This is a genomic window from Lentzea sp. NPDC004789, from assembly GCF_053601075.1.
Map to the genome: position 1 here is coordinate 164884 of NZ_JBSGBE010000015.1, position 24004 is coordinate 188887.

Below are 24004 nucleotides of genomic sequence, written 5' to 3' on the forward strand. Positions count from 1 at the left end.
ACAATCATCGGTGTGGCGGATGATCTTCCTTGGGTGCGGGACGTCGACCGGACGAGGTTGCTGAGGGAGCCGAGCGGTTCTCCCAGCGTCTACCTGCCGCGCGATGTCGACGGTCAGCTCGACCGCGCGCTGCGCCGGCCCGGGGTGGTGATCGTGCAGACCGATCCGGGCGGGGCCGGTGCGCGCCGGGCCGTCTACGAGGCGTTGTTGCGCGTGTTGCCGGACAAGCCCATCGTGGTCAGTCCCGCGGAGGGCGAGGCGGCCATCCCGGACTCCGTGCTGTGGATCGACTGGGGCTCGGCGCCTGAGCACATGGACCTGAGCACACCACGATGGATCATCGTGTTCACGTCGGCCAACACGCGGGAGCTGCCGTTGTGGGCGCATGACGCGGTGGTCGTGCGGGTGTCGATCTACCTCAGCGATGACGAGAAGGAGACGGTGCGCCGGCTCTACCCGGGACTGCCCGAGGTGGAGACCGTGCCGGAGTTCCTGAGCCAGGTGCGCGAGCTCGGACCCATCCGGACGCACGCGGGCTACCGGCCGGACGTCGACGAGGGCGTGGACCGGCTCGGCATCTCCTCGGACGTCGAGATGCTCGCCGACCTGGCGGCCTCGCGGTTGATCAAGCCACCGCTGTCGATCGGGCTGTTCGGCAACTGGGGCAGCGGCAAGAGCTTCTTCATGCGGCAGATGGAGGCGCGGATCGACGACCTGGCGCGGCGGTCGGCCGCGGCGGACCACTCGGTGTACTGCGCGTCGGTGCGGCAGATCAGGTTCAACGCGTGGCACTACGTCGAGGCGGACCTGTGGGCGTCGCTCGCGACGCACATCTTCGACAACCTCGCCGGCGGGTCGACGCACGACCTGGAGCGGATCGCGGACGAGTTCGCCGAGCAGCGCAAGGAGAAGACGTCGCTGACCGATCGGCTGGCGAGCGTCCGGCTGGAACGGATGGCGGTCGCGGCCCGGCAGCAGAAGGTGCTCGGATCGGCGCGGCGGAAGCTGTCGAAGCAGCTCGGCGAGGGTGATCTGACGTTCGTCGCGCCCGGTGTGAAGGTGCCGGAGTTCGTCTGGGGGCAGGTTCGCCGGGATCGGGCGGCCGTGGTCACGCTCGTGCTGGGCGTGCTGGTGGTGGCCGGGCTGTTCTTCGTCTCGGTGAAGTGGCCGCTGGTGCTCGCCGCGTCGGTGGCCGCCGCGACACCGGTGCTGACCCGTGCGGCGAAGGCGGTGACGTGGTTCCGCGAGCTCAAGGACCGCGAGGACCCGCTGGACTCCCGGCTCGCCGAGCTCGACGAGGAGATCGAGGGGCTGGAGCAGTCGATCGCCGCACTCGCCCCCGACCTCGCCGAGTACGCCCGCGGCCGCGACTACCAGCAGCACCTGGGCGTGGTGTCGCTGGTGCGCAAGGACCTGGAGATGTTCGCGGCGATCCTGGCCCACTCCGCGGCCGGTCCGGAACGGATCGTGCTCTACATCGACGACCTGGACCGGTGCCCGCCGCCCGTCGTGATCAAGGTGCTGGAGGCGGTGCACCTGCTGCTCGCGCAACCGGTGTTCGTGGTGGTCGTCGGCGTGGACGCGCGGTGGCTGCTGCGGGCGTTGCGCGAGCACTACACCGAGATGCTCGACGACCCCGTCGACTACCTGGAGAAGATCTTCCAGGTGTCGTTCGCGCTGCGGCCCATGGACGGGCCGGGGTTCCGGCGGCTGGTCTCCGACCTGGCCGAGGAGTTCGGGGAGGCGACGCACGTCACGCCGGCCGATGCCCTGCGGGCCGGGGTGCCGGTCCTCCTCTCCGGCCGGAGCGAGCCGGTCGAGGAGGAGACCCCCGGCGCGTCGTACGACCTGACGCCGCGCGGCATGCGGTTCAGCGGGCCGGAGCTGCTCTACCTCGAACAGCTGTCGCCGCTGGTGCGCACACCGCGTGCCGCCAAGCGTCTGGTGAACCTGTACCGGCTGGTCAAGGCCCGGATGGCGCCTTCGGAGACGGACGCGTTCCTGGACGTCGACTACAAGGTCGTGCTGGTGCTGCTGGCCGTGCTCGTGGGCCGGACGAGGCAGTGCGACGCGCTGTTCGACGCCATCGAGTCGGGGCGGGACTGGCGGCAGGAGATGGACCGGCTCGTCGGCGACCTGGCCGTGCCGGACGACCTTTCCGCGTACCGGAAGTGGCTGCCCCTGGTGCGGCGATTTTCGTTCACGACCGCCGCTTGTGCATGATTCATGACATGTCGATCGAGCGGGGCGCCGAGTTCGCCGAGTTCTGGACCGAGCGGCACCTGTGCACGCTGTCGACCGTTCGTCCGGACGGAACGCCGCACGTCGTGCCGGTCGGGGTGACGCTCGACCAGGAGGCCGGCGTGGCGCGGATCATCACGGACGGCGGGTCGTGGAAGGTCAAGCACGTGCGGCGGGCCGGGTACGCGGCGGTGTGCCAGGTGGACGGTGGGCGGTGGTCCACGTTGGAGGGTCCCGCGGTGGTGCGGGACGAGCCGGAGGCCGTGGAGGAGGCGGTGCGGCGGTATGCCGTGCGGTACCGGCAGCCTCGGGTCAACCCGACACGTGTGGTGATCGAGATTCAGGTGCGGCGTGTCACCGGAACCCTCTGACGTCGTCGTTGTCGGCATCGGGGCCGACGGGTGGGACGGGCTTTCGCCCGCGGCTCAGCGGGCGGTGCGCGGCGCTCGGGTGTTGATGGGGAGCCAAAGGCAGCTCGACCTGGTACCGCGGGGGTTCGGCGGTGGGTCGGGGGCGGCGGAGCCGGTGCCGGGTGAGCAGGAGCGCGTCGCGTGGCCGTCGCCGCTGGTCCCCGCCTTGCCCGGCCTGTTCGAGAAGTACCGCGACGTCTGCGTGCTGGCATCGGGCGATCCCATGTTCCACGGCATCGGCACCACGTTGGTGCGCCTGCTGGGCCCGCGCGTCACGGTGATCCCGCACCCGTCGTCGGTGTCGCTGGCCTGTGCGCGGCTCGGGTGGGCGTTGAACGAGGTCGAGGTCGTGTCGCTGGTCGGGCGGTCGCCTGACCTGCTGCGGCCCGCGCTGACGCCGGGCCGGCGGATTTTGGTATTGGGTGGTGACCCGCAAACCGTTGCGGAACTGGCTGGGCCGATTACAGTGCTCGAACAGTTGGGTGGGCCCGCCGAGCGGGTCTACCAGTGGTCCGGGGAAAGTGCGGATCCGTTGTGCGTCATCGCTGCCGAGTACGCCGGGAGCGCCTATTCGCGGGTGCCCGGGCTGCCGGACGACGCGTACGAGACTGACGGCCAGTTGACCAAACGTGAGGTGCGGGCTATTTCGCTGTCGACGTTGGCACCGTTGCCGGGACAGGTGCTGTGGGACGTCGGTGCCGGGTCGGGATCCATCGCGATCGAATGGGCGCGGACGCATCCGACGTGCCGGGCGATCGCCGTGGAGCAGGACGCGGTGCGTGCTGAGCGGATCGGGCGCAACGCGGCCGCGCTGGGCGTGCCGGGGGTCGAGGTCCACATCGGACGGGCGCCCGTCGCGTTGGAGGGGCTGGAGAAGCCCGATGCCATCTTCATCGGTGGCGGGCTGACGGTGCCCGGTGTGATGCAGACCTGCTGGGACGCGCTGGGGGCCGGCGGCCGGCTGGTCGTGAACGCCGTGACGCTGGAGTCGGAGGCCGTGGTGGCGCAGTGGTACGCGCGGCTCGGCGGTGACCTGGTGCGGATCGCGGTGAACCGCGGGTCCTCGGTGGGCAAGTTCACCGGGTGGCGGCCGCACATGCCGGTGACGACCTGGAGCGTGACCAAGTGACCGTGCACTTCATCGGCGCTGGTCCAGGGGCCGCTGATCTGATCACCGTGCGGGGGCGGGACCTGATCGCCGCTTCGCCGGTGTGCCTGTACGCGGGTGCGTTGGTGCCGGTTGAGCTGCTGGACTTCTGTCCACCTGGCGCGCGGCTCGTCGACACCGCCTCGCTGACGCTGGACGAGATCGTCGCCGAGCTCGCCGCGGCCTCTGCCGAGGGCCTGGACGTGGCTCGGTTGCACTCCGGGGATCCCGCGGTGTTCAGCGCGATGGCCGAGCAGATGCGCCGGTTGGACGCGTTGGGGATCGACTACGACGTGACGCCCGGTGTGCCCGCGTTCGCGGCCGCGGCGGCTTCCCTGCAGCGGGAACTGACCGTGCCCGGAGTGGGACAGACGGTGATCCTCACCCGCACTTCGCAGCGGGCCACGCCGATGCCCGCCGGTGAGGACCTCGACACGTTGGGGCGCAGCCGGGCGACGATGGTGTTGCACCTGGCGGTGCAGCGGATTTCCGACGTCGTCGCCGAGCTGGTGCCGAACTACGGGCCGGACTGTCCGGTCGCGGTGGTCGCGTACGCCTCCCGCGCGGACGAGGTGGTGCTGCGCGGGACGTTGGACGACATCGCCGCGCAGGTCGAGGCCGCCGGGATCAAGCGGACCGCGGTGATCATCGTGGGACGGACGCTGGGGGCCACGCAGTTCCCCGACAGCCACCTGTACTCGACGACCCGCGTTCGATGATCCTGATCCTGGGAGGGACGGGCGAAGCACGCGAGTTGGCTGCTCGTGTCCCCGCGATCTCGTCGCTGGCCGGGCGGGTGAGTTCGCCTCGGCTTCCCCTCGGCGAGGTCCGGGTCGGCGGTTTCGGCGGTGTGGCCGGGCTGGCGCAGTGGTTGCGGGACAACGACATCCACGCCGTCGTGGACGCCACGCACCCGTTCGCGCGGCAGATCACCGCGAACGCGTTCGAGGCGTGCGCGCAGGTCGGGGTGCCGTTCCTGATCCTGCGGCGTCCCGGGTTCACGCCTCGTGCCGGCTGGCGCTGGGTGGACGGCGTTGCGGAGGCGGCGCGGGACCTGCCGGGGTCGCGGGTGTTCCTCACCACCGGGCGGCAGGACCTGGCGGAGTTCGCCTCGTGTCCGCAGTGGTTCGTGGCGCGGATGGTCGAGCCGCCGGAACCGCCGATGCCGCAACGGATCGAGGTGCTGCTGTCGCGCGGACCGTTCACTGTGGATGGTGAGCTGGAGCTGATGCGGTCGCGTGGGATCGACGTACTGGTGACCAAGGACAGCGGCGGGTCGATGACGTCGGCCAAGCTCGAAGCCGCTGAGCAGCTGGGGATCCCGGTCGTGATCGTGCGGCGGCCACCGCTGCCGCCCGCGCAGGTGGTGGCGACCGTGGACGACGCCCTCACCTGGCTGAACAACCCCAAGAAGGACGCCACGCCTCCCCGCTGAGCGGTGCGAGGCCCCGGAAGTGGTCGATGATCGGCCGCAGTCCCGGGTGCGGTTTTCCGGGCAGCAGGAGCGACAGCGGGTAGACGAGCATCGGGTCCACGATCGGGATGCGGCGCAGGTCGTAGGCCGCCGGCCAGACGTACCGGTCACGCGCGCCGACGAACGTGGCCACGTCGGCCGACTCCGCGAGGGTGTCGAGGAGCACCTCGTCGCCGAAGTGCGGGCCGGCGCCGTCCACGCGCAGGTCGAAGGCGGTCACGAGCTGGTCGTAGAAGTCCGCCCACTCGCTGCGGGGCGCGATGCCCGGCACCCAGATCCGGTGCCGGCGCAGCTGGGCCGGGGTCAGCGTGCTCGCCGGCGCCAGCGGATGCCGCGGGCCGACGAGAAGTTCCAGCGGTGAGTCGAACGCGTGGATCATCCGCACGTCGTGCGGCAGCGCGGCCGGGTCGGTGATCGTGCGGAACGACGCGTCGATCTCGCCCGCCCGGATGGCGGCGACCACCGCGCGCGGGTCGTTCTCCCTGAGGGTCACCACGTCGAGGTGGACGCCGGGACGCGACCGCCAGTACTCGTGCAGCACAACGGCCTGCGCGCTGCGGAAGCCGAGCACGTCGATCCGCGGGGCGCCGGGGGTCATCGCGGTGATGGCGCGGTCCACGCCCGTGACGATGCCTCGCGCGTGCGGCAGGAACGCCTGTCCGTCCGCGGTCAGTTCGACACCCCGGGCGGTGCGGGTGAACAGCTGGACGCCGAGCCGCCGTTCCAGGGTGGCGATCCGCTTCGAGACGGCCTGCTGCGTCACGCCCAGCTCGTCGGCCGCGTGCTGCAGCTGCCCGAGCTCGGCCGCGCGGACGAACGATCGCACTGCCTCGGTGTCCATGCGACGAGCCTAAACACGGCCAACCGATCGTTGTGGCTCGCCGGGCGACGGTTGTTTGATCTTGCCTGGGTACGGGCGATGTGATGCGGTGCATGGGACACGGCTTCCGATGGTTGTGGTCGGCATATGCCGTCAGCACTTACGGCACGTGGATCGCGTTCGGGGCGTTTCCGCTCATCGCGGTCCAGGTGTTGCACTCCACGGCGTTCGCGGTGTCGTTGCTGGAAGCGGCAGGGCTCGCGGTCGCGGCGGTGGTCGCGCTGCCGTTCGGGCCGTGGGTCGACCGCAGGGCCAAGCGGCCCGTGATGATCGCGATGGACCTGGTCAGGTTCCTCGCGATGGCGAGCGTTCCGGTCGCGCACTTCTGCGACCTGCTGTCGTTCGGTCAGCTGCTGGCCGTCTCGGTCGTGTCCGGAACCGCGAGCATCGCGTTCACCGCCGCGTCCGGCGCGTACCTGAAGCACCTCGTCCGCGGCGACCGGCTGCTCGTCGCGAACGGGAGGTTCGAGGGCACGAGCTGGGTCGCGACCGCGGCCGGTCCACCGCTGGGCGGAGCGCTCGTCGGGCTGCTCGGCCCGGTCGTCACCGTCCTCGCCAACGCGGTCAGCTACCTGTTGTCCGCGCTCGGGATCCTGTGCATCCGGGGCAGCGACGTCGCTTCACCCGAGGCGGCGCGAGTGCCCGGGTTCCTGTCCGGACGGCGGTTCATCCTCGGTGACCGCGTGCTGCGGCGGCTGTTCCTCAACTCGGTCCTGGTGAGCGGGCTGATCATGGCCGCGGTTCCGGTGCTGTCGGTGCTGCTGCTGGGCGAGTACCACTTCCCGGCCTGGCAGTACGGTCTGGCCTTCGGCGTCCCGGCGCTCGGCGGCTTCGTCGGCGCGCGCCTGTCCGCACCGCTGTGCACGCGGTACGGCAGCCATCGGGTGATGATCGTCTCCGGCTGGTTGCGCTCGTTCTTCCCGCTCGGGCTGGCGCTGGTCCGGCCCGGTGTCGCGGGGCTGCTCACCGTGATCGTCGTCGAGGGACTGCTGATCACGTGCATGGGCGTGTTCAACCCGATCCTCGCGACCGAACGCCTCCAGCGCACGCCGGCGGACCGGGTGGCGCAGGTGCTCACGACGTGGAGCGTCAGCGGCAAACTCGTGCAGGCCGCCCTGATGGTGATCTGGGGCGGACTGGCGACGCTCACCAGCCCGCTCGCCGCGATCACCCTCTCCTGCCTGTTCCTGCTGGCGACTCCGTTGCTGCTCAGGACGGATAGCGCCGGGGCGTGAAGACCACGCCGTGCTCGGTCACCACGGTCTGGGACGAGCCGATGATCAGCAGGCAGCGCATGTCGACGGTCTCCGGGTCGAGCGCCTTCAGGGTGCCGACGCGGATCTCCTCCTCGGGGCCGCCCACATCGCGTCCCACGACGACCGGAGTGTCCGGGGAACGGTGCTGCAGCAGCAGGTCCCGCATGTCCGCGACCTGGTGCGTGCGGGCCTTCGACGCCGGGTTGTAGATCGCGATCACCAGGTCGGCCTTCGCGGCGGCGGTGAGGCGTTCGGCGATGACGTCCCACGGCTTGAGGCGGTCGCTCAGCGAGATCACCGCGTAGTCGTGCCCGAGCGGGGCACCTGCCTTGGCCGCCACGGCGTTCGCGGCGGTGACACCGGGGAGGACCTGCACCGGGATGTCCTGGGTCTCCGCGGCGACTTCCAGCACCGCGGTGGCCATGGCGAACACGCCTGGGTCGCCGGAGGACACGACCGCCACGCGCTTGCCCTTGCGCGCCAGGTCGAGGGCGAAGGCGGCGCGTTCGGACTCGACCTGGTTGTGGGAGGCGTGTTTCGTCTGGCCGGGGCGGTCCGGGACGCGGTCGAGGTAGGTGGTGTAGCCGACCAGGTCGTCCGCGGACTCCAGCGCCTGCCTGGCTTCCGGGGTCAGCCAGGCCCGTGTGCCGGGGCCGAGGCCGACGACCGTGACGTGGCCCTTTTCCGGCGTGGGCCTGGAGTGGCTGGGCAGCAGGGCCAGCGAGAAGTACGGGACGGTGTCCGGATCGACGTCGGCCAGCGGGGACGTGCGCTGGCGGCCCGTGGTGGCGCGCTCGACGTACCAGGCGTTCTCCAGCCGGTTCGCGTCTTCGAGGGCTTGCCTGACGTTGCCGAAGGTGCGGCCCAGCTTGAGGATCGCGGCCGAGTCGGTGCTCTTCAGACGTTCGGCCAGTTCTGCCGGCGGGAGCGTGCCGGGCAGGATCGTGAGGACCTCGTCGCGTTCGACCAGCGGGGTGCCGAGCACCGCGCTCGCGCCGCTGACGCTCGTGACGCCGGGGACGACCTCCCACTCGTAGCGGTCTTTCAGGCGCTTGTGCATGTGCATGTACGAGCCGTAGAAGAACGGGTCGCCCGCGGCCAGCACGACGACGTCGCGACCGGCGTCGAGGTGCGCGGCGAGGCGTGCGGCCGCTTCCTCGTAGAACTGGTCGATCTCGCCCTGGTAGTCGTCGGTGTCCTCGGTGGTGACCGGGTAGACCAGCTGTTCGAGGATCTGACCCTGGCGGAAGTACGGCTCCGCGATGGTCCTGGCGACGCTTCGGCCGTGGCGGGCGCTGTGGAACGCGACCACGTCGGCTTCCCCGATGAGCCGCGCGGCCTTGACCGTCACGAGTTCCGGGTCGCCAGGACCCAGACCGACGCCGTAGAGCTTGCCCGTCACTCTTCTTCACTCGCAATCGCGTTGATAGCCGCCGCCGTCATGGCACTGCCGCCGCGCCGGCCGTGCACCACAAGGTGCTCCAGATCCGTTGCGGCCAAAGCTTCCTTGGACTCCTTCGCACCGATGAAGCCGACCGGGATGCCCAGGACGGCGGCCGGGCGCGGTGCCCCTGCGTTGATCAGGTCGATCAGGTGGAACAGCGCGGTGGGGGCGTTGCCGATGGCGATCACGGCGCCTTCGAACCTGTCCTGGAGGAGCTCCAGGGCGGCGGCGCTGCGGGTGTTGCCGATGGCCTTCGCGAGGCCGGGCGTGCGCGGATCCTGAAGGAGGCAGAGGACTTCGTTGTCCTTCGGCAGGCGGCGACGCGTGACGCCGGACGCGACCATGTTGGCGTCGCACAGGATCGGGGCGCCGTTGCGGAGTGCCTCGCGCGCGCTGCGGACGACGCCGGGGGAGAAGGCCACGTCGTTCGGCAGGTCGGTCATGCCGCACGCGTGGATCATGCGGACGACCACCTGGGCGACGTCGGGCGGGAACCTGGTGAGGTCCGATTCCGCGCGGATGGTGGCGAACGACTGGCGGTAGATCTCCGCGCCGTCCTTGATGTACTCCGTCACCTGATCTCCTCGTAGCCGTCGCCGGTCGCGACGAACTCGATCACATCGCCGGCGGGGCGGCCGCAGCGGCGTGCGCAGCCCGCCCAGTGCACCGGGCGCTGCGGAATCGATCCGGATTGGAGGGCCCCCTGGGGGGATCGGGTCCCCACTCCAATCGTCGCAGAAGGGTCTGACAATTCCGGGCGGCCGAGCCAGGCGTGGACGTCGGCGCGCACGTCGGACAGCGACTTGACGCAGCCGGGGCGGCCGGTGCACGCGCTCACGCCGTGCCAGGGCGAGGCGGGGTCGGTGATCAGGCCGGAGACGTCGGTGCCCGCGGGCACGACCAGGCTGCGCCACGGGGTCAGCCGGATCGGGACACCGGGGAGCTGGTGGGCGTCGAGGCGGCCCAGCGGAACGCCCGGCGTCGAAGCCGAAGGTGCGACCGGTGTCACAGCCGGGGTGATCCGCGGGGCATCGGTGGCGCCGAAGTGCTCGGTGATCTTTCGCACACCGTCGTCCACTTCGGACAGGCGCCAGGCCGTGCCGCGCATCTCCTGGAAGAGGCGGGCGGCGGTGATCAGGGCGTCGACGGGGTCGGTGACGCGGACACCTGTATCGGTACCGGCGAGGAGGAGGGCGGTGCGAGGCGGGGCTGCGTCGCCGACCGGCCCGCTGTCGCCGTCCCGGTCCGCCTCGACGTCGCTGACCAGCCCGAAGTCGCCCCCGAGCCCACTCACCGACAGTCCGACCGTGACGAGGAAACGCCCTGGCAGCGCGGCCAGCGCCGGGTCCGCGCACAGGGCCGCGTCCAGTGCGTCGACCAGCGCCTGGTTGTCCTCCAGCGGCGCGGCGATGACGTTGCGGATGCGTTCGTGCGTGTCGGAGGGCAGCAGGCCCGCGGCACGCAGGCGCGCACCCAGCTCGACGCCGTCCGCGAGGCCCCTGATCTGGAGGTTCGCCCGCGAGGTCAGCTCCAGCGAGCCGTTGCCGAGTTCCAGCGCCGCGACCCGGACCGCGTCCCACTGAGCAGCGGAAAGAGTGCCGCCGGGGACCCGGATGCGCGCGAGACCGCCGTCGGCCGCCTGGTGCAGCTCGACGGCGCCTGGGCAGGCATCCGGGTGAGTACGCATAGGTCGGACTGTAACCCGCCGGTTAGGGTGAGCCCGAACGACGAAGCGCAGGAGGAAGCCGGTGTGAATCCGGCGCGGTCCCGCCACTGTGACCAGCGGCAGCTGGGAGTCAGGAACTCCGCTTCGCCTGTCACCCGCAACCTGGGGCGAGGACCCCACGAGGGATGGAGCCTGCGTGATCCTGCTGCTGTCGACCTCCGACACCGACCTGCTGTCGGCTCGGGCGAGTGGTGCCGAGTACCGGCTCGGCAACCCCGCGCGGCTCACGGCCGACGACCTGCCCGCGCTCGTCCAGGACGTCAACCTGGTCGTGGTGCGCATTCTCGGTGGGCGCCGGATGTGGGAGGAAGGGCTCGACTGGCTGCTGGCCAGCGGGTTGCCCGTGGTGGTGCTGGGCGGTGAGCAGCAGCCCGACGCGGCGCTGATGGAGCTGTCGACGGTGCCCGGCGGCGTGTGCGCCGAGGCGCACCTCTACCTGGCGCACGGTGGGGCCGCGAACCTCGCCGAGCTGCACAAGTTCCTCGAAGACACGATTCTGCTGACCGGGCACGGGTTCGCCACGCCGCAGGCCACGCCGACCTGGGGTGTGCTGGAGCGCGAGCCGTCGAACGAAGGCCCGACGGTCGCGGTGCTCTACTACCGGGCGCACCACGTCGCGGGGAACACGGCGTTCGTGCACGCGTTGTGCGACGCGATCGAGGCCAAGGGCGGCAGGCCGCTGCCGGTCTACTGCTCGTCGTTGCGCACCGCCGAGCCCGAGCTGCTGGAGACGCTCGGGCAGGCGGACGCGCTGATCGTCACGGTGCTGGCGGCCGGTGGCACGAACCCCGCCAAGGCGAGTGCCGGTGGGGACGACGACGCGTGGGACGTCGGGGCGCTCGCCGCGCTGGACGTGCCGATCCTGCAGGGGTTGTGCCTCACCTCCAGCCGCGAGTCGTGGGACTCCAACGACGACGGACTGTCTCCTTTGGACACCGCGACGCAGGTGGCGATCCCCGAGTTCGACGGGCGGATCATCACGGTTCCGTTCTCGTTCAAGGAGATCGACTCCGACGGGCTCACCGTGTACGTGGCCGATCCCGAACGGGCGCTGCGCGTCGCGGGCATCGCGGTCCGGCACGGCAAGCTGCGCCACATCCCGGTGGAGGACCGCAGGATCGCGGTCATGTTGTCGGCGTACCCGACCAAGCACAGCAGGATCGGCAACGCGGTCGGCCTGGACACGCCGGCGTCGACCGTGCGGTTGCTGAAGGCCATGCGGGAGCACGGTTACGACATCGGCACCGAGCTGCCCGGCGTCGACGAGCTGGACGGCGACGCGCTGATCCACGCGCTGATCGCGGCCGGTGGGCAGGACGCGGACTGGCTCACGCAGGAGCAGTTCGAGAGCAACCCCGTGCGCATCGCGGCAGCCGACTACCGGGCGTACTACGAGACGCTGCCCGAGGACTTCCGCGAGTCGATGCAGGAGCACTGGGGTGAGGCGCCCGGCTCGTTGTTCGTCGACCACTCGAAGTCCCGCGACGGCGAGATCGTGCTGGCGGCGTTGCGGTCGGGCAACGTCGTCGTGATCGTGCAGCCACCGCGCGGGTTCGGCGAGAACCCGATCGCGATCTACCACGACCCGGACCTGCCGCCCTCGCACCACTACCTCGCCGCCTACCGGTGGATCGAGGCGGAGTTCGGCGCGGACGCGGTCGTGCACGTCGGCAAGCACGGCAACCTGGAGTGGTTGCCCGGCAAGACCGTCGGCATGTCGGCGTCCTGCGGCACGGACGCGGCGCTCGGCGACCTGCCGCTGATCTACCCGTTCCTCGTCAACGACCCCGGTGAGGGCACGCAGGCCAAGCGGCGCGCGCACGCCACGCTGGTCGACCACCTCGTGCCGCCGATGGCCCGCGCGGACAGCTACGGCGACATCGCCCGGTTGGAGCAGCTGCTCGACGAGTACGGCAACATCTCCGCGATGGACCCGGCCAAGCTGCCGGCGATCCGGGCGCAGATCTGGACGTTGATCCAGGCCGCGAAGCTCGACCACGACCTCGGCCTGGACGACCGGCCGCACGACGCCGAGTTCGACGAGTTCCTGCTGCACGTCGACGGCTGGCTGTGCGAGGTCAAGGACGTCCAGATCCGCGACGGCCTGCACGTCCTCGGCCAGGCGCCGACCGGCTCGGTCCGGGTCAACCTCGTGCTCGCGATGCTGCAGGCGCGGCAGATGTGGGGCGGTCAGGTCGCCGCACTGCCGGGGCTGCGGGAGGCGCTCGGGCTCGTCGGCACGGCCCGGGAAGACGTTGACGCCGTTGAGGAACAGGCGCGCGCGCTCGTCCAGGCGATGGAGGACGCGGGCTGGGACGCCGAGGTCGCGAAGACCCTGCACGAGTCCGTTGACGTGCAGCGGATCCTGGAGTTCGCGGCGGTCGAGGTCGTGCCCAGGCTGGCGCGCACCACGGACGAGATGACGAACGTGCTGCACGCGCTGGACGGCGGGTACATCCCGGCCGGGCCGTCCGGATCACCGTTGCGCGGCCTGGTGAACGTGCTGCCGACCGGGCGCAACTTCTACTCGGTCGACCCGAAGGCCATCCCGTCGCGGCTCGCGTGGGAGACCGGCCAGGCGATGGCCGACTCGCTGCTCGCCAGGTACCGGGAGGAGAACGGCGGCGAGTGGCCGCCGTCGGTCGGCCTGTCGGTGTGGGGCACGTCGGCGATGCGCACGGCCGGTGACGACATCGCCGAGGTGTTCGCGCTGCTGGGCGTGCGGCCGGTGTGGGACGACCAGTCGCGCCGGGTGACCGGCCTCGAAGTCGTTCCGCTCGCGGAGCTGGAGAGGCCGCGCATCGACGTCACGGTCCGGATCTCCGGGTTCTTCCGAGACGCCTTCCCGCACGTCGTGTCCCTTTTGGACGATGCCGTGCAACTGGTGGCCGCCCTGGACGAGCCCGCGGAGCAGAACTTCGTCCGCGCGCACATGCTCAAGGACCTGGAAGAGCACGGCGACCAGCGCAGGGCCACGTTGCGGATCTTCGGCTCCAAGCCGGGCGCGTACGGCGCGGGCGTGCTGCCGTTGATCGACAGCCGCAACTGGCGCGACTCCTCCGACATCGCCGAGGTCTACGCGGTGTGGGGCGGGTACGCGTACGGGCGCGGCGTCGACGGCGTGGCGGCGCGGCAGGACATGGAGTCGGCGTACCGGCGGATCGCGGTGGCGGCCAAGAACATCGACACCCGCGAGCACGACATCGCCGACTCGGACGACTACTTCCAGTACCACGGTGGCATGGTCACGATGGTGAAGGCGCTGACGGGCAAGGCGCCCGCGGCCTACGTCGGTGACAGCACGCGTCCGGAGGCCGTCCGCACCCGCACGCTGACCGAGGAGACCTCGCGGATCTTCCGCGCCCGCGTGGTGAACCCGCGCTGGGTCGGGGCGATGCGGCAGCACGGGTACAAGGGCGCGTTCGAGCTGCAGGCCACGGTCGAGTACCTGTTCGGGTACGACGCCACGACCGGCGTGGTCGCGGACTGGATGTACGAGAAGCTGACCGAGACGTACGTGCTCGACCCGGAGACCCGCAAGTTCCTGCAGACCTCGAACCCGTGGGCGTTGCACGGCATCGCCGAACGGTTGCTGGAAGCGGCCGAGCGCAAGATGTGGGAGCACCCCGAGCCGTCCACCTTGGACGCCCTCCGCTCCGCCTACCTCGAAACCGAGGGCGACCTGGAAGACGGCGCCTAGTCCCAACACTCTTTCGGCTGATTCTTTTCCGCACGCGGGGACCTTTCGTACTGCAGGAGAGTACGAAAGGTCCCCGCGTGCGTTCCGGGCTAAGCGGGGGTGCGGTCGAGGCGCACGCAGCAGTGACCCGGTGACGGGTCGAGGCTCGCGGTGTGGCTGCGTGCCGCGATCCCGTCCAGGATTCCGCTGACCAGGCAGAGGTTCATCCCGCACACCAGCTGGGTGTGCTTCTGGGCCAGGCTGTGGAAGGGGCAGTTGCCCAGCAGGATCGTCCCGTCCTCCGGCTGCGGCTCGAACCCGAGGTCCTCCAACGCCCGGACGACGTCACCGTCCGCCTCCGCCGCCAGGTCCGAGCCCCACTCGTAGGCGCGCCGGTTGAGGATCTCGCGCGCGGGCTCGCCCGTGGTCTCGGCTTCCAGGAGCGCGTCCGTGAGCAGGTGGCTCGCGGCCTCGTACCGCCGGTCGGGCAGCGACACCTCGATCTGCTCGCCGGAACGGCGGTAGAGCTTCGCCGGGCGGCCGGCGCCGGGGCCGGTGCGGCCAGACCGGCGTTCGTGCAGCACGTCCAGCAGGCCCATCTCGACCAGCTTGTCGAGGTGGAAGGCCGCGGTCGTGCGCGGCAGGCCGATGGCCTCGGAGGCCTCGTCCTTGCTGATGGGCGCGGTCTGGCGCACCACGAAGTCGTAGAGCTTGCGGCGGTTCGGCTCGTCGAGAGCCGCGACGGCGGCGACGGGGTCGGCCATCTCTAAAACCTACTCCAGTTGACGATAATCGGCACCTAGTTCTAACGTTAACGCAAGTTGTCGTTAGAAGGAGGAACCATGGCGGTCATGACGCGCACGGACCCGGCCACGCAGGCGTTCGTGCTGCTGCGCACGGTGTTCACGGTGGCGCCGATCCTGTTCGGGCTGGACAAGTTCTTCAACCTGCTCGTCGACTGGCCGCAGTACCTGGCGCCGTGGATCGACTCGATCGTGCCGGGCACCCCGCAGACGGCCATGTACATCGTCGGCGTGATCGAGATCGTGGCCGGCGTGCTCGTGGCGCTGCGACCGAAGTGGGGCGGGCTCGTCGTCGCGGCCTGGCTGTTCGGGATCATCGTCAACCTGCTCACCCTGTCCGGCTACTACGACGTCGCGTTGCGCGACTTCGGCCTGCTGGTCGCGGCGCTCGCGCTGTCCAGGCTCGCGGTGCGCGCGTGATCGACACCGAGGCGGCGCGGCAGGCGGTCTCGGACCTGTTGAAGGCGCTGGGCAAGGACCCGTACTCGGTGCACCTGGCCGACACCCCGCGCCGCGTCGCCGAGGCCTACGCCGAGCTGCTGACACCGCGTTCGTTCAACCTCACGACGTTCCCCAACGACGAGGGCTACGACGAACTGGTGCTGGCGCGCGGAATTCCCGTGCAGTCGTTGTGCGAGCACCACATGCTGCCGTTCCACGGCGTCGCCCACGTCGGTTACCTGCCGGGCGAACGGATCCTCGGCCTGTCGAAGCTCGCGCGGGTCGTGGAGATGTTCGCCCGCGACCTGCAGGTGCAGGAACGGCTCACCAAGCAGGTCGCCGACTGGCTGCAGGAACACCTGCAGCCCCTGGGAGTCGGCGTGGTGATCGAGGCCGAGCACATGTGCATGGCGTTGCGCGGTGTGCGGGTCAACGGATCCCGCACCGTCACGTCGGCGCTGCAGGGCCTGCTGCGCAAGGATCCCGCGTCACGGCAGGAGTTCTTCACCCTCGTGCACGCGTAGCCTGCGAGGCATGGGGAAGATTCACGCCGGTGCCGCGCTCACCCCGCACTTCCGCGATTTCCTGCCCGCGTGGGTCGCGGCTCAGCCGTGGTACTCGGGGACGGGTGCGGTGCGGCCGGTCGGGTTCTTCCGGTTCGAGGACCCGGCCGGCGAGGTCGGCGTGGAGACGCATCTGCTCCACGACGGTCAGGCGGTCCACCACGTGCCGCTGACGTATCGAGGCGCACCGCTGGCCGGTGGCTCGCTCGTCAGGACGGCCGAGCACAGCGTGCTCGGGACGCGGTGGATCTACGACGCGGTGAGCGATCCGGTGTGGGTGGCCGCGGTGCTGGACCTGGTCGCCACGGGCGGGGCGGCGGAACCGGCTGCCCGTACGGGGTTCGATGCGGCCGGGGCACGCGGTGCGCTGCTCCGGCCGGGTCGGTTCAGCCCGGACGCGGTGAGGATCGACGTGGACCGGAGGATCGTGCCGGACGGCCTGGTGGGTGTGGACCGGCGGGTCGTACCGGGCGGCCTGGTGGGTGTGGACCGGCGGGTCGTACCGGGCGGTTCGGCGGGTGACGGGGTCGGTGTGGACCGGAGGATCGTGCCGGACGGCTTGCCGGCGGACGCGGCCAACGTGGACCGCCGGGTCGTACCGGGTGGCCCGCCCGAAGACGCGGTCGGCCTCGTCACCGGTTTCTGGCACCAGGACGGCGAGCAGAAGACCGGCCGGCTCGCGGTGGTCCGCTACACCGGGCCGAACACGTAGGTGCCCGCCGCCGAGGCGTCGTCGCCGGCCCAGAACTCCAGCCACAGCTGGGCGAACTCCTCGCGCGACAGCCTGCCGTCGCCGTCGGAGTCGAGCGCGGCGAAGTCGGTGACGCCGTCGTGGCCCAGCCAGGCGGCGATCATCGTCCGGTACTCGTCGGGGGAGATGTAGTCGTCGCGGTTCTCGTCGACGGCGGCGAACATCGCGTCGGCGGTGTCGGTGACCGCCTCCGGGGTCTTCGGGAGCGCGTCCACGATGCTCAGGACGTGGTCGATGGTCACCTCGTCCCTGCCCGCGATGGCGGAGAGCGTGGCCCACCAACCCATCATCACGCCGGACAGCAGTTCCTCGTCGCCGCCGCGCAACGACACCCACCGCGCGGTGAGCGCGCGGAAGTCGCTTTCGGTCAGATAACCGTCCCCGTTGGCGTCCATTGCTCCGAACACCACTGTCACCTTGCGTCTTTGCAGGTCACTGGCCATGCGCGTCACAATAGGCCGAATGTTGCAATGGAAACTATCGGCCGAACGGGTCCGAACCAACCGGCTCGCGGCCGGGATGCCGCCGTGCCGACAGGACGGTGAGGACCACGGCCGTCAGGCCCACGAGGAGTGAGGTCCAGATGTTCAGGCGCAGGCCGAGGACGTGGTTCGCCGTGTCGGTCCGGAGTGCTTCGATCCACAGCCGGCCCGCCGTGTAGAGCGCCACGTAGAGCCCGAAGGCGCGGCCGTGGCCGAGGCGGAACCGGCGGTCCGCCCAGATCACCGCGGCGGCCACGGCGAAGTCCCACAGCAGTTCGTAGAGGAACGCCGGGTGGAACGTGCCCAGGACGACGGCCGCGCCGTCCGGTCCGTTGACGGCGTGCCCGGCCGCCTGGTCCCATTCGTGGATCCGCAGGCCCCACGGCAGGTCGGTGGGGCCGCCGTGGACCTCATTGTTGAACCAGTTGCCGAGGCGCCCGATCCCTTGCGCCAGCGCGATTCCCGGCGCCGCCGCGTCGGCCATCGGGGCCAGTGACACGCCCGCGCGGCGCGCACCGATCCACGCTCCGAGCGCGCCGAGGGCGATGGCGCCCCAGACACCCATGCCACCGTGCCAGAGGTACAGGGCCGAGATCGGGTCGCCGCCGGGGCCGAAGTACGGCTGCCAGGTCGTGATCACGTGGTACAGCCGGGCACCGACCACGCCGAACGGGACCGCCCAGGTCGCGATCTGCCCGACCGCACCGGCTTTTCCGCCGCGCTGCACCCACCTGCGCTCGGTGAGCCAGACGGCGACCAGGACGCCCGCGATGATGCAGAGTGCGTAGGCGCGCAACGGAATCGGCCCGAGATGCCACACGGCCTGGGTGGGACTCGGGATGACGGAGTGGATCGGTCCTGCCCCCGGAACCATCGCGCCAGGATGGCCGGAGATCCGTTACCTCCCGGTGAAGCTAGTCCACGTCGAGTGCCTCGGACAGCTGCAGGCGGCCGGAGACGCCGAGCTTGCGGTAGGTGCCGGACAGCACGCCCTCGACGGCGTCCGCGGGCATCAGCAACGCCGAGGCGATCTCCTCGTTGGACCGTCCTCCGGCCGCGAGCGCCGCCACCTGGTGCTCGGTCGGGGTGAGCGCGGTCGGGCCGGTCTGGCGCAGGCGTCGCGGCCCGGCGCCGGTCGCCACCAGCTCGGAGTAGGCCCGCGCCGCCATCGCGGACGAGCCGCACTTCTGGGCGAGATCCAGCGCGTCACGCAGACAGGCGCGCGCACCGGCACTGTCGCCCTGACGTCGTGACACCACACCGAGATCGACCAACGCGCGCGCCAGTTCCAAGCGGGCGGGGGAGGACCGCAGCACCCGCACGGCTTCGTCCAGCAGCGTCCGCCCGGCCGCGCCGGCCGTGACCCGGCCCGCCGCGCGCAACGCCATGCCCAACGCGCGTGGAGCGCCCCACGCGCGTGCCAAAGCCACTTCTTCCAACGCGAGCTCACGGGCGCGTTCGCCGTCGCCCAGCGCCGCGCAGGCCAGTGCGGCGCCGGAACGCCACGCCAGCGCCGCGGGATTTCGGTAGGGCCACAGCGCGCAGTGCCGTCCGGCGGCCAGAAAAGCCTCCAACGCCTCGTGATCGTCGCCGCGCGCGGTGAGCATCCGTCCGCGAACGGTCAGCAGTCCGCCGAAAGACCACACGCGCCGGGCCTCCTCGGTCGAGGCCTCGGAGATCAGGGCGTCCGCCTCGTCCAGGCGGCCCTCTTCGAGCAGGATGTCGGCGAACAGCGCGGCGTGCCAGGCGGAGATCGCGTGCCACCGCCGGTCCTGGCGCAGGTGGTCACCCGCCAGCGCGAGGTCGGCGCGGGCGGACGCGAGATCTCCCTTGCGGCGCTGGACGTTCGCGCGCATCACGTACGTCAGCGCGCGCAACGCCGGAGCCCGGGCGCGGTCCACGTCGTCCAGCACGGTCAGCGCCGAGTCCAGCGCGTCGGCCAGGTTCAGGACCATCGCGGACGTCAGCGCGGACGTCGTCGTCCCGGTCGACACCAGCGCAACGGCCTCATCGGCGCTGATGTCGCCGACCATCACGTGGTGCAGCACCCCGGCGGGTGTGTCGAGTGAGGCCGAAAGCGGCACGGCTTCCTGCCACGCCAGCCCGTGCACGGCCAGATGTGCCCGCGCCCACGGCGAACAACCCGCCAGCAGGGACGTCAGTTCGGCTGCTTTCCCCTCGGCGTGCAACGCGTAGGACAACGCGACGGCCGACTCGTCATCGTCCTCATCGGACTGACAGGCCTCGCGCAACCGGGCCGTCGCGCCGGGCAGGTTCCCCACCAGCTCGGCCACTCCCAGCAGCCGCAACGCCCGTGACGGGTTCGCCACCGGCTCGCGCAACGCCCGCCACAGCAACCGCGCGGCACCGGACGTGTCGCCGCGGTTCACCGCCTCCTGCGCGGCCCGGTCCAGCACCTCGGCCGCCCACGGCTCCAGGCCCGGCGAGGTCTCCAGCAGCTGATCGGCCACGACCCGATCGGACGCACCGTGCGCGCGCAACGCCTGCGCGGCCCGCAGGTGCAAAGCAGCCCGCGCGGACGCGGGCATGTCGTCGAGAACGACAGGCCCGACTGCGCCGAGCAGCTCCACCGTGCGCATCGCCTCGGCCAGCTCGGCCGGGCTCAGCCGCGTCAGCTCCGCCAGCACGCCGGGATGCGGTGACGGCCCGAGCACCGCCAGGCAGTGCGCCGTGGTGACGACGGTGGCCGGACGACGCCGGAGCCGGGCGACCACGACCTCGCCGCACACCTCCACACCGCGTTGCGCGACCTGCCACGCGGCCTCGGCGGTCGGTGGGACCCCGTCCTCCGCCAATGCCTTCACCAGGCGCGTCACGGTCAACGGGTTGCCGCCGGTCGCGTCCAGGCAGGCGGTCACGAACTCGGGAGCCGGCGCACCGAGCGTTGCCGAGACGAGATCGCGCACCGCGTCCCACGACATGTTGCCGAGCACCACGCGGCGACACGTCGCGATGATCTCGCCATAAGAAGGATCATCACACCGCTCACCCACGGCCAGCACGAGCGCGATGGGCAGGCGCTGGACCCGCAGGGCCAGGTAGGCGAGCCAGCGCAACGACGCGGCGTCCGCCCACTGCACGTCGTCCACCGCGACGAGCAGCCCCGACGTCCCCGCCAGCGCCGCGGCCAGCCGGTACACGCCCTGCAGGACGGCGAAGTCGGCGGCCGGCGCGGTCAGCCGGAGCGCGCCGAGAGCCTCCGGCGGCACGAGCGCGGGGTCGGTCTGGTCGAAGAGCTGGGCCACGATCCCGAACGGCAGATCGCCCTCCAGCGCACTCCCGCGCGCTCGCACGACGTGCCCGCCCGAGTCCTCCCAGCGCGCGGCGAGGTCGTCGAGCACCGCGGTCTTGCCCGTACCGGGCGCACCTTCCAGCACGGTCGTCGTGCCCGGCGTCACCTGGTCGCTGATTCCGGCACACCACGCTTTCCGCCGGTTTTTCACGATCTCTCCACAATCTGCGGGTGAATGGATCAGCGGAATTGATGCTAGGAGAAAGAACGCCACTTGCCCAGGTAAAGCTTCCTGCGCTATGGGCGTCTCAACAGGGGTGCGGCCCGTATGATCCGCCGGGCAACTACTCGAATGGGTAGCGGCAGCCGGGAGGCGGCCTCACGTGGTCATCCGGACGGCCCAGCGGTGCGGCTCGGGGCTGGTCGGTGCGGGGGTCGTTGTGGTAGGGCAGCACTTGTTCTCCGCCGCCGCGGAGCGAAAGGAAAAATGGGTGTCGGCGAATCGGGACGGGGTGTTCCGCGGCCGTGAAGGAGAACGCGAGCTCCTGAGCGGTGTGCTGGACGCGGGCACCGGAGTGGTGTTGGTCGACGGCGCGGCGGGAACCGGCAAGACGCGGTTGCTGGCCGAAGCCGCCGCCCTCGCCGCGCGCCGCGGTTTCGAGGTGGCCGCGGCGGAGGACGAACTGGACCAGCCCTTTCTGCTGGCCCGCTTGGCCGAACGCCCACCGCAGAGCCCGGCGCTCGTCGTGCTGGACGATCTCCACCTGGCCGAGCCGGGAACCCTGGCCGCTCTGCGCGCACTGCTACCCGCCTCCGCCCAGCAGAAGGTCGTCTGGCTGCTCGCCCGCCGGTGCGGTGAGGGCGCGGACCGCCTGTTCACCGCCGCCGCGGCACGCGGTGCCGTGCGGATCGAGCTTCGACCGCTGACGGACAACGTGGTCGCGGACCTCGTCGCCGATCTCGTCGGTGGAACTCCGGACCACGACTTGCGTGCGTTGGCGTCGACCGCACAAGGGAATCCCGCTGCGCTGATCCGTCTTCTGGCCGCGCTGCGCGAAGACGGTCAGGTCCGGCTCTCCGACGAGCACGCGTCGTTGCGCGGCGACTGCTCGCCGCGGCGGACCGAGGCGTTGCTGCGCGACCGCGTCAGTTCGTTGAGCGGCAAGGCGAGGCACGTGCTGCAGGTGGCGTCGGTGCTCGGGCCGCGCTTCGAACCCGGTGACCTCGCGGAGATGCTGGCGTCCAGCACCGCGATCCTGTTGCCCGCGCTGGACGAGGCCATCGGTGCCGGTCTGGTGGCGTCGCTGGACGACCGGCTGGCGTTCCGGCACGAGCTGGTCTGGCGGCTGATCGCCGACTCCGTGCCGCCACCGGTGCGGCGGGCGCTGCACCGCGAGGCCGGCGAGATGCTGCTGGGGCGCGGGGATTCCGCCGTCACGGCCGCCCAGCACCTCCTGCACGGCGCCCAGCGCGGTGACGTGCGGTCGATCGACGGGCTGGTGGCGGCAGCGAAAGCCGTGCTGTGGAACGCTCCGCAGGCCGCGGCCGAACTCGCGGTGCGGGCGCTCGAACTCACCGACCAGTCGTCCGCCTCCCTGGTGCACCGCACGGTCGTGGCGGTGCGGGCGTTGACCGCGGCGGGCAAGCTCACGGCCGCGCAGGCGCTCGCGCAGGACGCGTTGTCCCGTCAGGTCTCCCCGGAACCGGCCGCCGAACTGCGGCACTGCGTGGCGACCACGACGTTGCTGGGCGCGCAGCACGCCGAGTCGGTGGAGATCTCCGAGGTGCTGCTCGCCGAGCCGGATCTGCGGCCGGAACTCGTGCCGTGGGTGGAGATCACCCGGATGATGGCGCTGCTCGGCCACGACCGGCGACGAGCGGAGGAGCTGGCCGACGCGGTCGTGCGCGCGCACACCGGTTCGCCGGACGACGTGCTGGCCACCGCGCTCGCGGTGCTGGCGGCGATCGCGCGCGACGCCGGACAGCCCGGCGCGGCACTGGAACTGGCGCGCGAGGCCGCGCAGTCCGTCACCTCGCACGACCTGTGCGCGTACCCGCAGCTGCTGCTGGCGACGCTGCACTCGGGGCTGCGCGAGTTCTCCGAGGCCGACAGCGTGGTGCGGCGGGCGCGCAGCGGACCGTCGTCGGTGGTCACCAAGCAACTGCTGACCTCGGTCGTGCATGCGCGGATCCTGTTGCAGGCGGGGCGGATCGAGGAGGCCTCGGTCGAGGCGCGCGCCGCGCTGTCCGCGGCGGAGGAGACCGGGCACACCGCGCTGGTGGCACCGGCGCTCGCCGTGCTCGCGAAGGTCGCGCTGCACACCGGTGATCTCCCGGCCGCGATCGAGCACGTCGAGCGCTACCGCGGCCAGTTCCCGGTCGACGGGATCATCTTCTCGCGCGCCTACTACCAGTGGGCCGACGTGCTCGTGTCGTACGTGGGTTTCGGCCTGGACAAGGCGTTGGAGCTGCTGACGGACGAGTATCCGGGGCTGGTGGCGTCCGGGTTGTTCGCCGAGGAACCGCGCGCGGCCGGGTGGTTCGTGCGGCGAGCCCTGGAGGCGGGCGACGAACGGCTGGCCAAGGCCGTGGTGGACCGCGTGGAACGACTTGCCGAGGAGAACCCCGGATTCCGCGCGGTGGCGGCGGCCGCGTTGCACGCGCGAGGTCTGCTCGACGGCGACGCCTCGTCGGTGGAACGGGCTTCGCAGCAGCACCGGGACCTGTGGGCACGGGCGAACGCCGCCGAGGACCTCGGCGTCATGCTGACGGAGTCGAGCGACCGGGCGGCGTCGGTGAAGGCGCTGGAGACCGCGCTGGGGCTCTACCGGGAGATCGGCGCGTCGCGGGACGGCGCGCGGGTGCTCGGACGGTTGCGCAAGCTCGGCCGGCGCCGGCGGGCCGCACCGGTGCGCCCTGCGTCCGGATGGTCCAGTTTGGACGACACCGAACGGGCGATCGCGAACCTGGTGGCGAAGGGTCAGACGAACCGGCAGATCTCGACGCAGCTGTTCATGTCACCGCACACGGTGAACTTCCACCTGCGCAAGATCTTCCGCAAGCTCGGGATCAGCTCTCGCGTCGAGCTGGTGATGAGGTCGAGGGACGACCAGTGACCGCCCGCTTCGCCTGACGCCGCAGCTGCAGGATGCGGGCCGCGCCGACGACCGCGACCAGCAGCGCACCGCCGATCGCGCTGAACAGCAGCGCCACGCCGAGCGGCAGGCTGGCCTGGCCCCACAGGAAGTTGATGGTCGCGTTGTCACCGTTCTGCAGGATGAACACGAGCAGGAAGATCAGCACGACGATCGCGACCAGCACGGCCACCCAGGCACCGCTGATCCTGGTGGGCCGCGGTTTCCTCGGTGCGGCCTCGCCTCCCGGCGCGGGCACGGGCTTCGTGATCGGTTCGGAAGTCTCGTCGTTCGGCATCGCCACAGGCCGATTATCGGCG

At 71.1% G+C, this 24004-nt stretch carries 20 protein-coding genes and 1 riboswitch; of the genes, 11 read left to right on the top strand and 9 right to left on the bottom strand.

What is annotated here, in order from left to right:
- Positions 1-12: 12 nt before the first annotated feature.
- The 5 genes from ACWEIJ_RS30625 to ACWEIJ_RS30645 are packed head-to-tail and all read left to right on the top strand — an operon-like array spanning position 13 to position 5233.
- The gene (locus ACWEIJ_RS30625) at positions 13-2223 is read left to right on the top strand and encodes a P-loop NTPase fold protein (protein WP_449840707.1); all 2211 of its coding nucleotides are present in this window, start codon (positions 13-15) and stop codon (positions 2221-2223) included.
- A complete protein-coding gene (locus ACWEIJ_RS30630) occupies positions 2220-2612 on the top strand; it encodes a PPOX class F420-dependent oxidoreductase (protein ID WP_449840708.1) in 393 nt (130 codons plus the stop codon). Before ACWEIJ_RS30625 ends, ACWEIJ_RS30630 begins: the two co-directional genes overlap by 4 nt.
- Positions 2593-3780: a precorrin-6y C5,15-methyltransferase (decarboxylating) subunit CbiE gene (gene cbiE, locus ACWEIJ_RS30635; RefSeq protein ID WP_449840709.1), complete on the top strand. Its 1188-nt coding sequence runs from the start codon at positions 2593-2595 to the stop codon at positions 3778-3780. The genes ACWEIJ_RS30630 and cbiE overlap by 20 nt, the downstream gene beginning before the upstream one ends.
- Positions 3777-4517, top strand: coding sequence for a precorrin-4 C(11)-methyltransferase (gene cobM / locus ACWEIJ_RS30640; protein ID WP_449840710.1), 741 nt, complete (start codon positions 3777-3779; stop codon positions 4515-4517). Before cbiE ends, cobM begins: the two co-directional genes overlap by 4 nt.
- The gene (locus ACWEIJ_RS30645; RefSeq protein WP_449840711.1) at positions 4514-5233 is read left to right on the top strand and encodes a cobalt-precorrin-6A reductase; all 720 of its coding nucleotides are present in this window, start codon (positions 4514-4516) and stop codon (positions 5231-5233) included. Before cobM ends, ACWEIJ_RS30645 begins: the two co-directional genes overlap by 4 nt.
- Here the strand turns inward: ACWEIJ_RS30645 and ACWEIJ_RS30650 are convergent.
- On the bottom strand, positions 5187-6113 hold the full coding sequence (locus ACWEIJ_RS30650) for a LysR family transcriptional regulator (protein ID WP_449840712.1): 927 nt from the start codon (positions 6111-6113) through the stop codon (positions 5187-5189). The two genes, ACWEIJ_RS30645 and ACWEIJ_RS30650, sit on opposite strands and share 47 nt — an antisense overlap.
- A gap of 92 nt (positions 6114-6205) precedes the next feature.
- Here ACWEIJ_RS30650 and ACWEIJ_RS30655 point away from each other — a divergent pair, with 92 nt between their 5' ends.
- Positions 6206-7387, top strand: coding sequence for an MFS transporter (locus tag ACWEIJ_RS30655; protein WP_449840713.1), 1182 nt, complete (start codon positions 6206-6208; stop codon positions 7385-7387).
- Here the strand turns inward: ACWEIJ_RS30655 and cobJ are convergent.
- The 3 genes from cobJ to ACWEIJ_RS30670 are packed head-to-tail and all read right to left on the bottom strand — an operon-like array spanning position 7362 to position 10539.
- Positions 7362-8810: a precorrin-3B C(17)-methyltransferase gene (cobJ, locus tag ACWEIJ_RS30660; RefSeq protein WP_449840714.1), complete on the bottom strand. Its 1449-nt coding sequence runs from the start codon at positions 8808-8810 to the stop codon at positions 7362-7364. The genes ACWEIJ_RS30655 and cobJ overlap by 26 nt on opposite strands.
- Positions 8807-9427 carry a precorrin-8X methylmutase gene (locus ACWEIJ_RS30665; RefSeq protein ID WP_449840715.1) on the bottom strand — a complete coding sequence of 207 codons (621 nt, stop codon included), beginning with the start codon at positions 9425-9427 and terminating at the stop codon, positions 8807-8809. Before ACWEIJ_RS30665 ends, cobJ begins: the two co-directional genes overlap by 4 nt.
- A complete protein-coding gene (locus tag ACWEIJ_RS30670) occupies positions 9424-10539 on the bottom strand; it encodes a hypothetical protein (RefSeq protein ID WP_449840716.1) in 1116 nt (371 codons plus the stop codon). Before ACWEIJ_RS30670 ends, ACWEIJ_RS30665 begins: the two co-directional genes overlap by 4 nt.
- 8 nt (positions 10540-10547) lie before the next feature.
- Positions 10548-10679: riboswitch (cobalamin riboswitch) on the top strand.
- Between the two features lie 35 nt (positions 10680-10714).
- Here ACWEIJ_RS30670 and cobN point away from each other — a divergent pair.
- Positions 10715-14278, top strand: a complete 3564-nt coding sequence (cobN, locus tag ACWEIJ_RS30675) for a cobaltochelatase subunit CobN (protein ID WP_449840717.1) — start codon at positions 10715-10717, stop codon at positions 14276-14278.
- 89 nt (positions 14279-14367) lie between these two features.
- On the opposite strand, the gene ACWEIJ_RS30680 is transcribed toward cobN, so the two are convergent.
- Complete coding sequence (locus tag ACWEIJ_RS30680; protein ID WP_449840718.1) at positions 14368-15021, bottom strand: helix-turn-helix transcriptional regulator; 654 nt, start codon at positions 15019-15021, stop codon at positions 14368-14370.
- A 78-nt stretch (positions 15022-15099) separates the two neighbouring features.
- Here ACWEIJ_RS30680 and ACWEIJ_RS30685 point away from each other — a divergent pair, with 78 nt between their 5' ends.
- From ACWEIJ_RS30685 to ACWEIJ_RS30695, 3 genes are read left to right on the top strand one after another with little or no spacing between them, the layout of a single operon-like run.
- Positions 15100-15480, top strand: a complete 381-nt coding sequence (locus ACWEIJ_RS30685; RefSeq protein WP_449840719.1) for a DoxX family membrane protein — start codon at positions 15100-15102, stop codon at positions 15478-15480.
- Positions 15477-16025, top strand: coding sequence for a GTP cyclohydrolase I FolE (gene folE / locus ACWEIJ_RS30690; RefSeq protein ID WP_449840720.1), 549 nt, complete (start codon positions 15477-15479; stop codon positions 16023-16025). Before ACWEIJ_RS30685 ends, folE begins: the two co-directional genes overlap by 4 nt.
- 10 nt (positions 16026-16035) lie before the next feature.
- A complete protein-coding gene (locus tag ACWEIJ_RS30695) occupies positions 16036-16776 on the top strand; it encodes a maltokinase N-terminal cap-like domain-containing protein (RefSeq protein ID WP_449840721.1) in 741 nt (246 codons plus the stop codon).
- On the opposite strand, the gene ACWEIJ_RS30700 is transcribed toward ACWEIJ_RS30695, so the two are convergent.
- From ACWEIJ_RS30700 to ACWEIJ_RS30710, 3 genes are read right to left on the bottom strand one after another with little or no spacing between them, the layout of a single operon-like run.
- Entirely contained in the window at positions 16755-17258 is a 504-nt protein-coding gene (locus ACWEIJ_RS30700; protein WP_449840722.1) for an EF-hand domain-containing protein, read from the bottom strand. The two genes, ACWEIJ_RS30695 and ACWEIJ_RS30700, sit on opposite strands and share 22 nt — an antisense overlap.
- Before the next feature lie 34 nt (positions 17259-17292).
- Positions 17293-18171, bottom strand: coding sequence for a prolipoprotein diacylglyceryl transferase (gene lgt / locus ACWEIJ_RS30705; protein ID WP_449840723.1), 879 nt, complete (start codon positions 18169-18171; stop codon positions 17293-17295).
- Between the two features lie 40 nt (positions 18172-18211).
- The gene (locus ACWEIJ_RS30710) at positions 18212-20761 is read right to left on the bottom strand and encodes an AAA family ATPase (RefSeq protein ID WP_449840724.1); all 2550 of its coding nucleotides are present in this window, start codon (positions 20759-20761) and stop codon (positions 18212-18214) included.
- 280 nt (positions 20762-21041) lie between these two features.
- Between ACWEIJ_RS30710 and ACWEIJ_RS30715 the strand changes: the two genes are divergently transcribed.
- Positions 21042-23666 (top strand): LuxR C-terminal-related transcriptional regulator, encoded by a 2625-nt coding sequence (locus ACWEIJ_RS30715; protein WP_449840725.1) that lies wholly within the window; start codon positions 21042-21044, stop codon positions 23664-23666.
- Here the strand turns inward: ACWEIJ_RS30715 and ACWEIJ_RS30720 are convergent.
- Positions 23620-23982, bottom strand: a complete 363-nt coding sequence (locus ACWEIJ_RS30720; protein WP_449840780.1) for a LapA family protein — start codon at positions 23980-23982, stop codon at positions 23620-23622. The two genes, ACWEIJ_RS30715 and ACWEIJ_RS30720, sit on opposite strands and share 47 nt — an antisense overlap.
- Positions 23983-24004: the final 22 nt, after the last annotated feature.

What these genes read in the sequence shown, in the direction of transcription:
- ACWEIJ_RS30630 (WP_449840708.1), top strand. Translation starts at nt 2,220, where the DNA reads ATGATTCATGACATGTCGATCGAGCGGGGCGCCGAGTTCGCCGAGTTC.
- ACWEIJ_RS30645 (WP_449840711.1), top strand. Translation starts at nt 4,514, where the DNA reads ATGATCCTGATCCTGGGAGGGACGGGCGAAGCACGCGAGTTGGCTGCT.
- ACWEIJ_RS30650 (WP_449840712.1), bottom strand. Translation starts at nt 6,113, where the DNA reads ATGGACACCGAGGCAGTGCGATCGTTCGTCCGCGCGGCCGAGCTCGGG.
- ACWEIJ_RS30655 (WP_449840713.1), top strand. Translation starts at nt 6,206, where the DNA reads ATGGGACACGGCTTCCGATGGTTGTGGTCGGCATATGCCGTCAGCACT.
- ACWEIJ_RS30670 (WP_449840716.1), bottom strand. Translation starts at nt 10,539, where the DNA reads ATGCGTACTCACCCGGATGCCTGCCCAGGCGCCGTCGAGCTGCACCAG.
- ACWEIJ_RS30680 (WP_449840718.1), bottom strand. Translation starts at nt 15,021, where the DNA reads ATGGCCGACCCCGTCGCCGCCGTCGCGGCTCTCGACGAGCCGAACCGC.
- ACWEIJ_RS30685 (WP_449840719.1), top strand. Translation starts at nt 15,100, where the DNA reads ATGGCGGTCATGACGCGCACGGACCCGGCCACGCAGGCGTTCGTGCTG.
- ACWEIJ_RS30695 (WP_449840721.1), top strand. Translation starts at nt 16,036, where the DNA reads ATGGGGAAGATTCACGCCGGTGCCGCGCTCACCCCGCACTTCCGCGAT.
- ACWEIJ_RS30700 (WP_449840722.1), bottom strand. Translation starts at nt 17,258, where the DNA reads ATGGCCAGTGACCTGCAAAGACGCAAGGTGACAGTGGTGTTCGGAGCA.
- lgt (WP_449840723.1), bottom strand. Translation starts at nt 18,171, where the DNA reads ATGGTTCCGGGGGCAGGACCGATCCACTCCGTCATCCCGAGTCCCACC.
- ACWEIJ_RS30720 (WP_449840780.1), bottom strand. Translation starts at nt 23,982, where the DNA reads ATGCCGAACGACGAGACTTCCGAACCGATCACGAAGCCCGTGCCCGCG.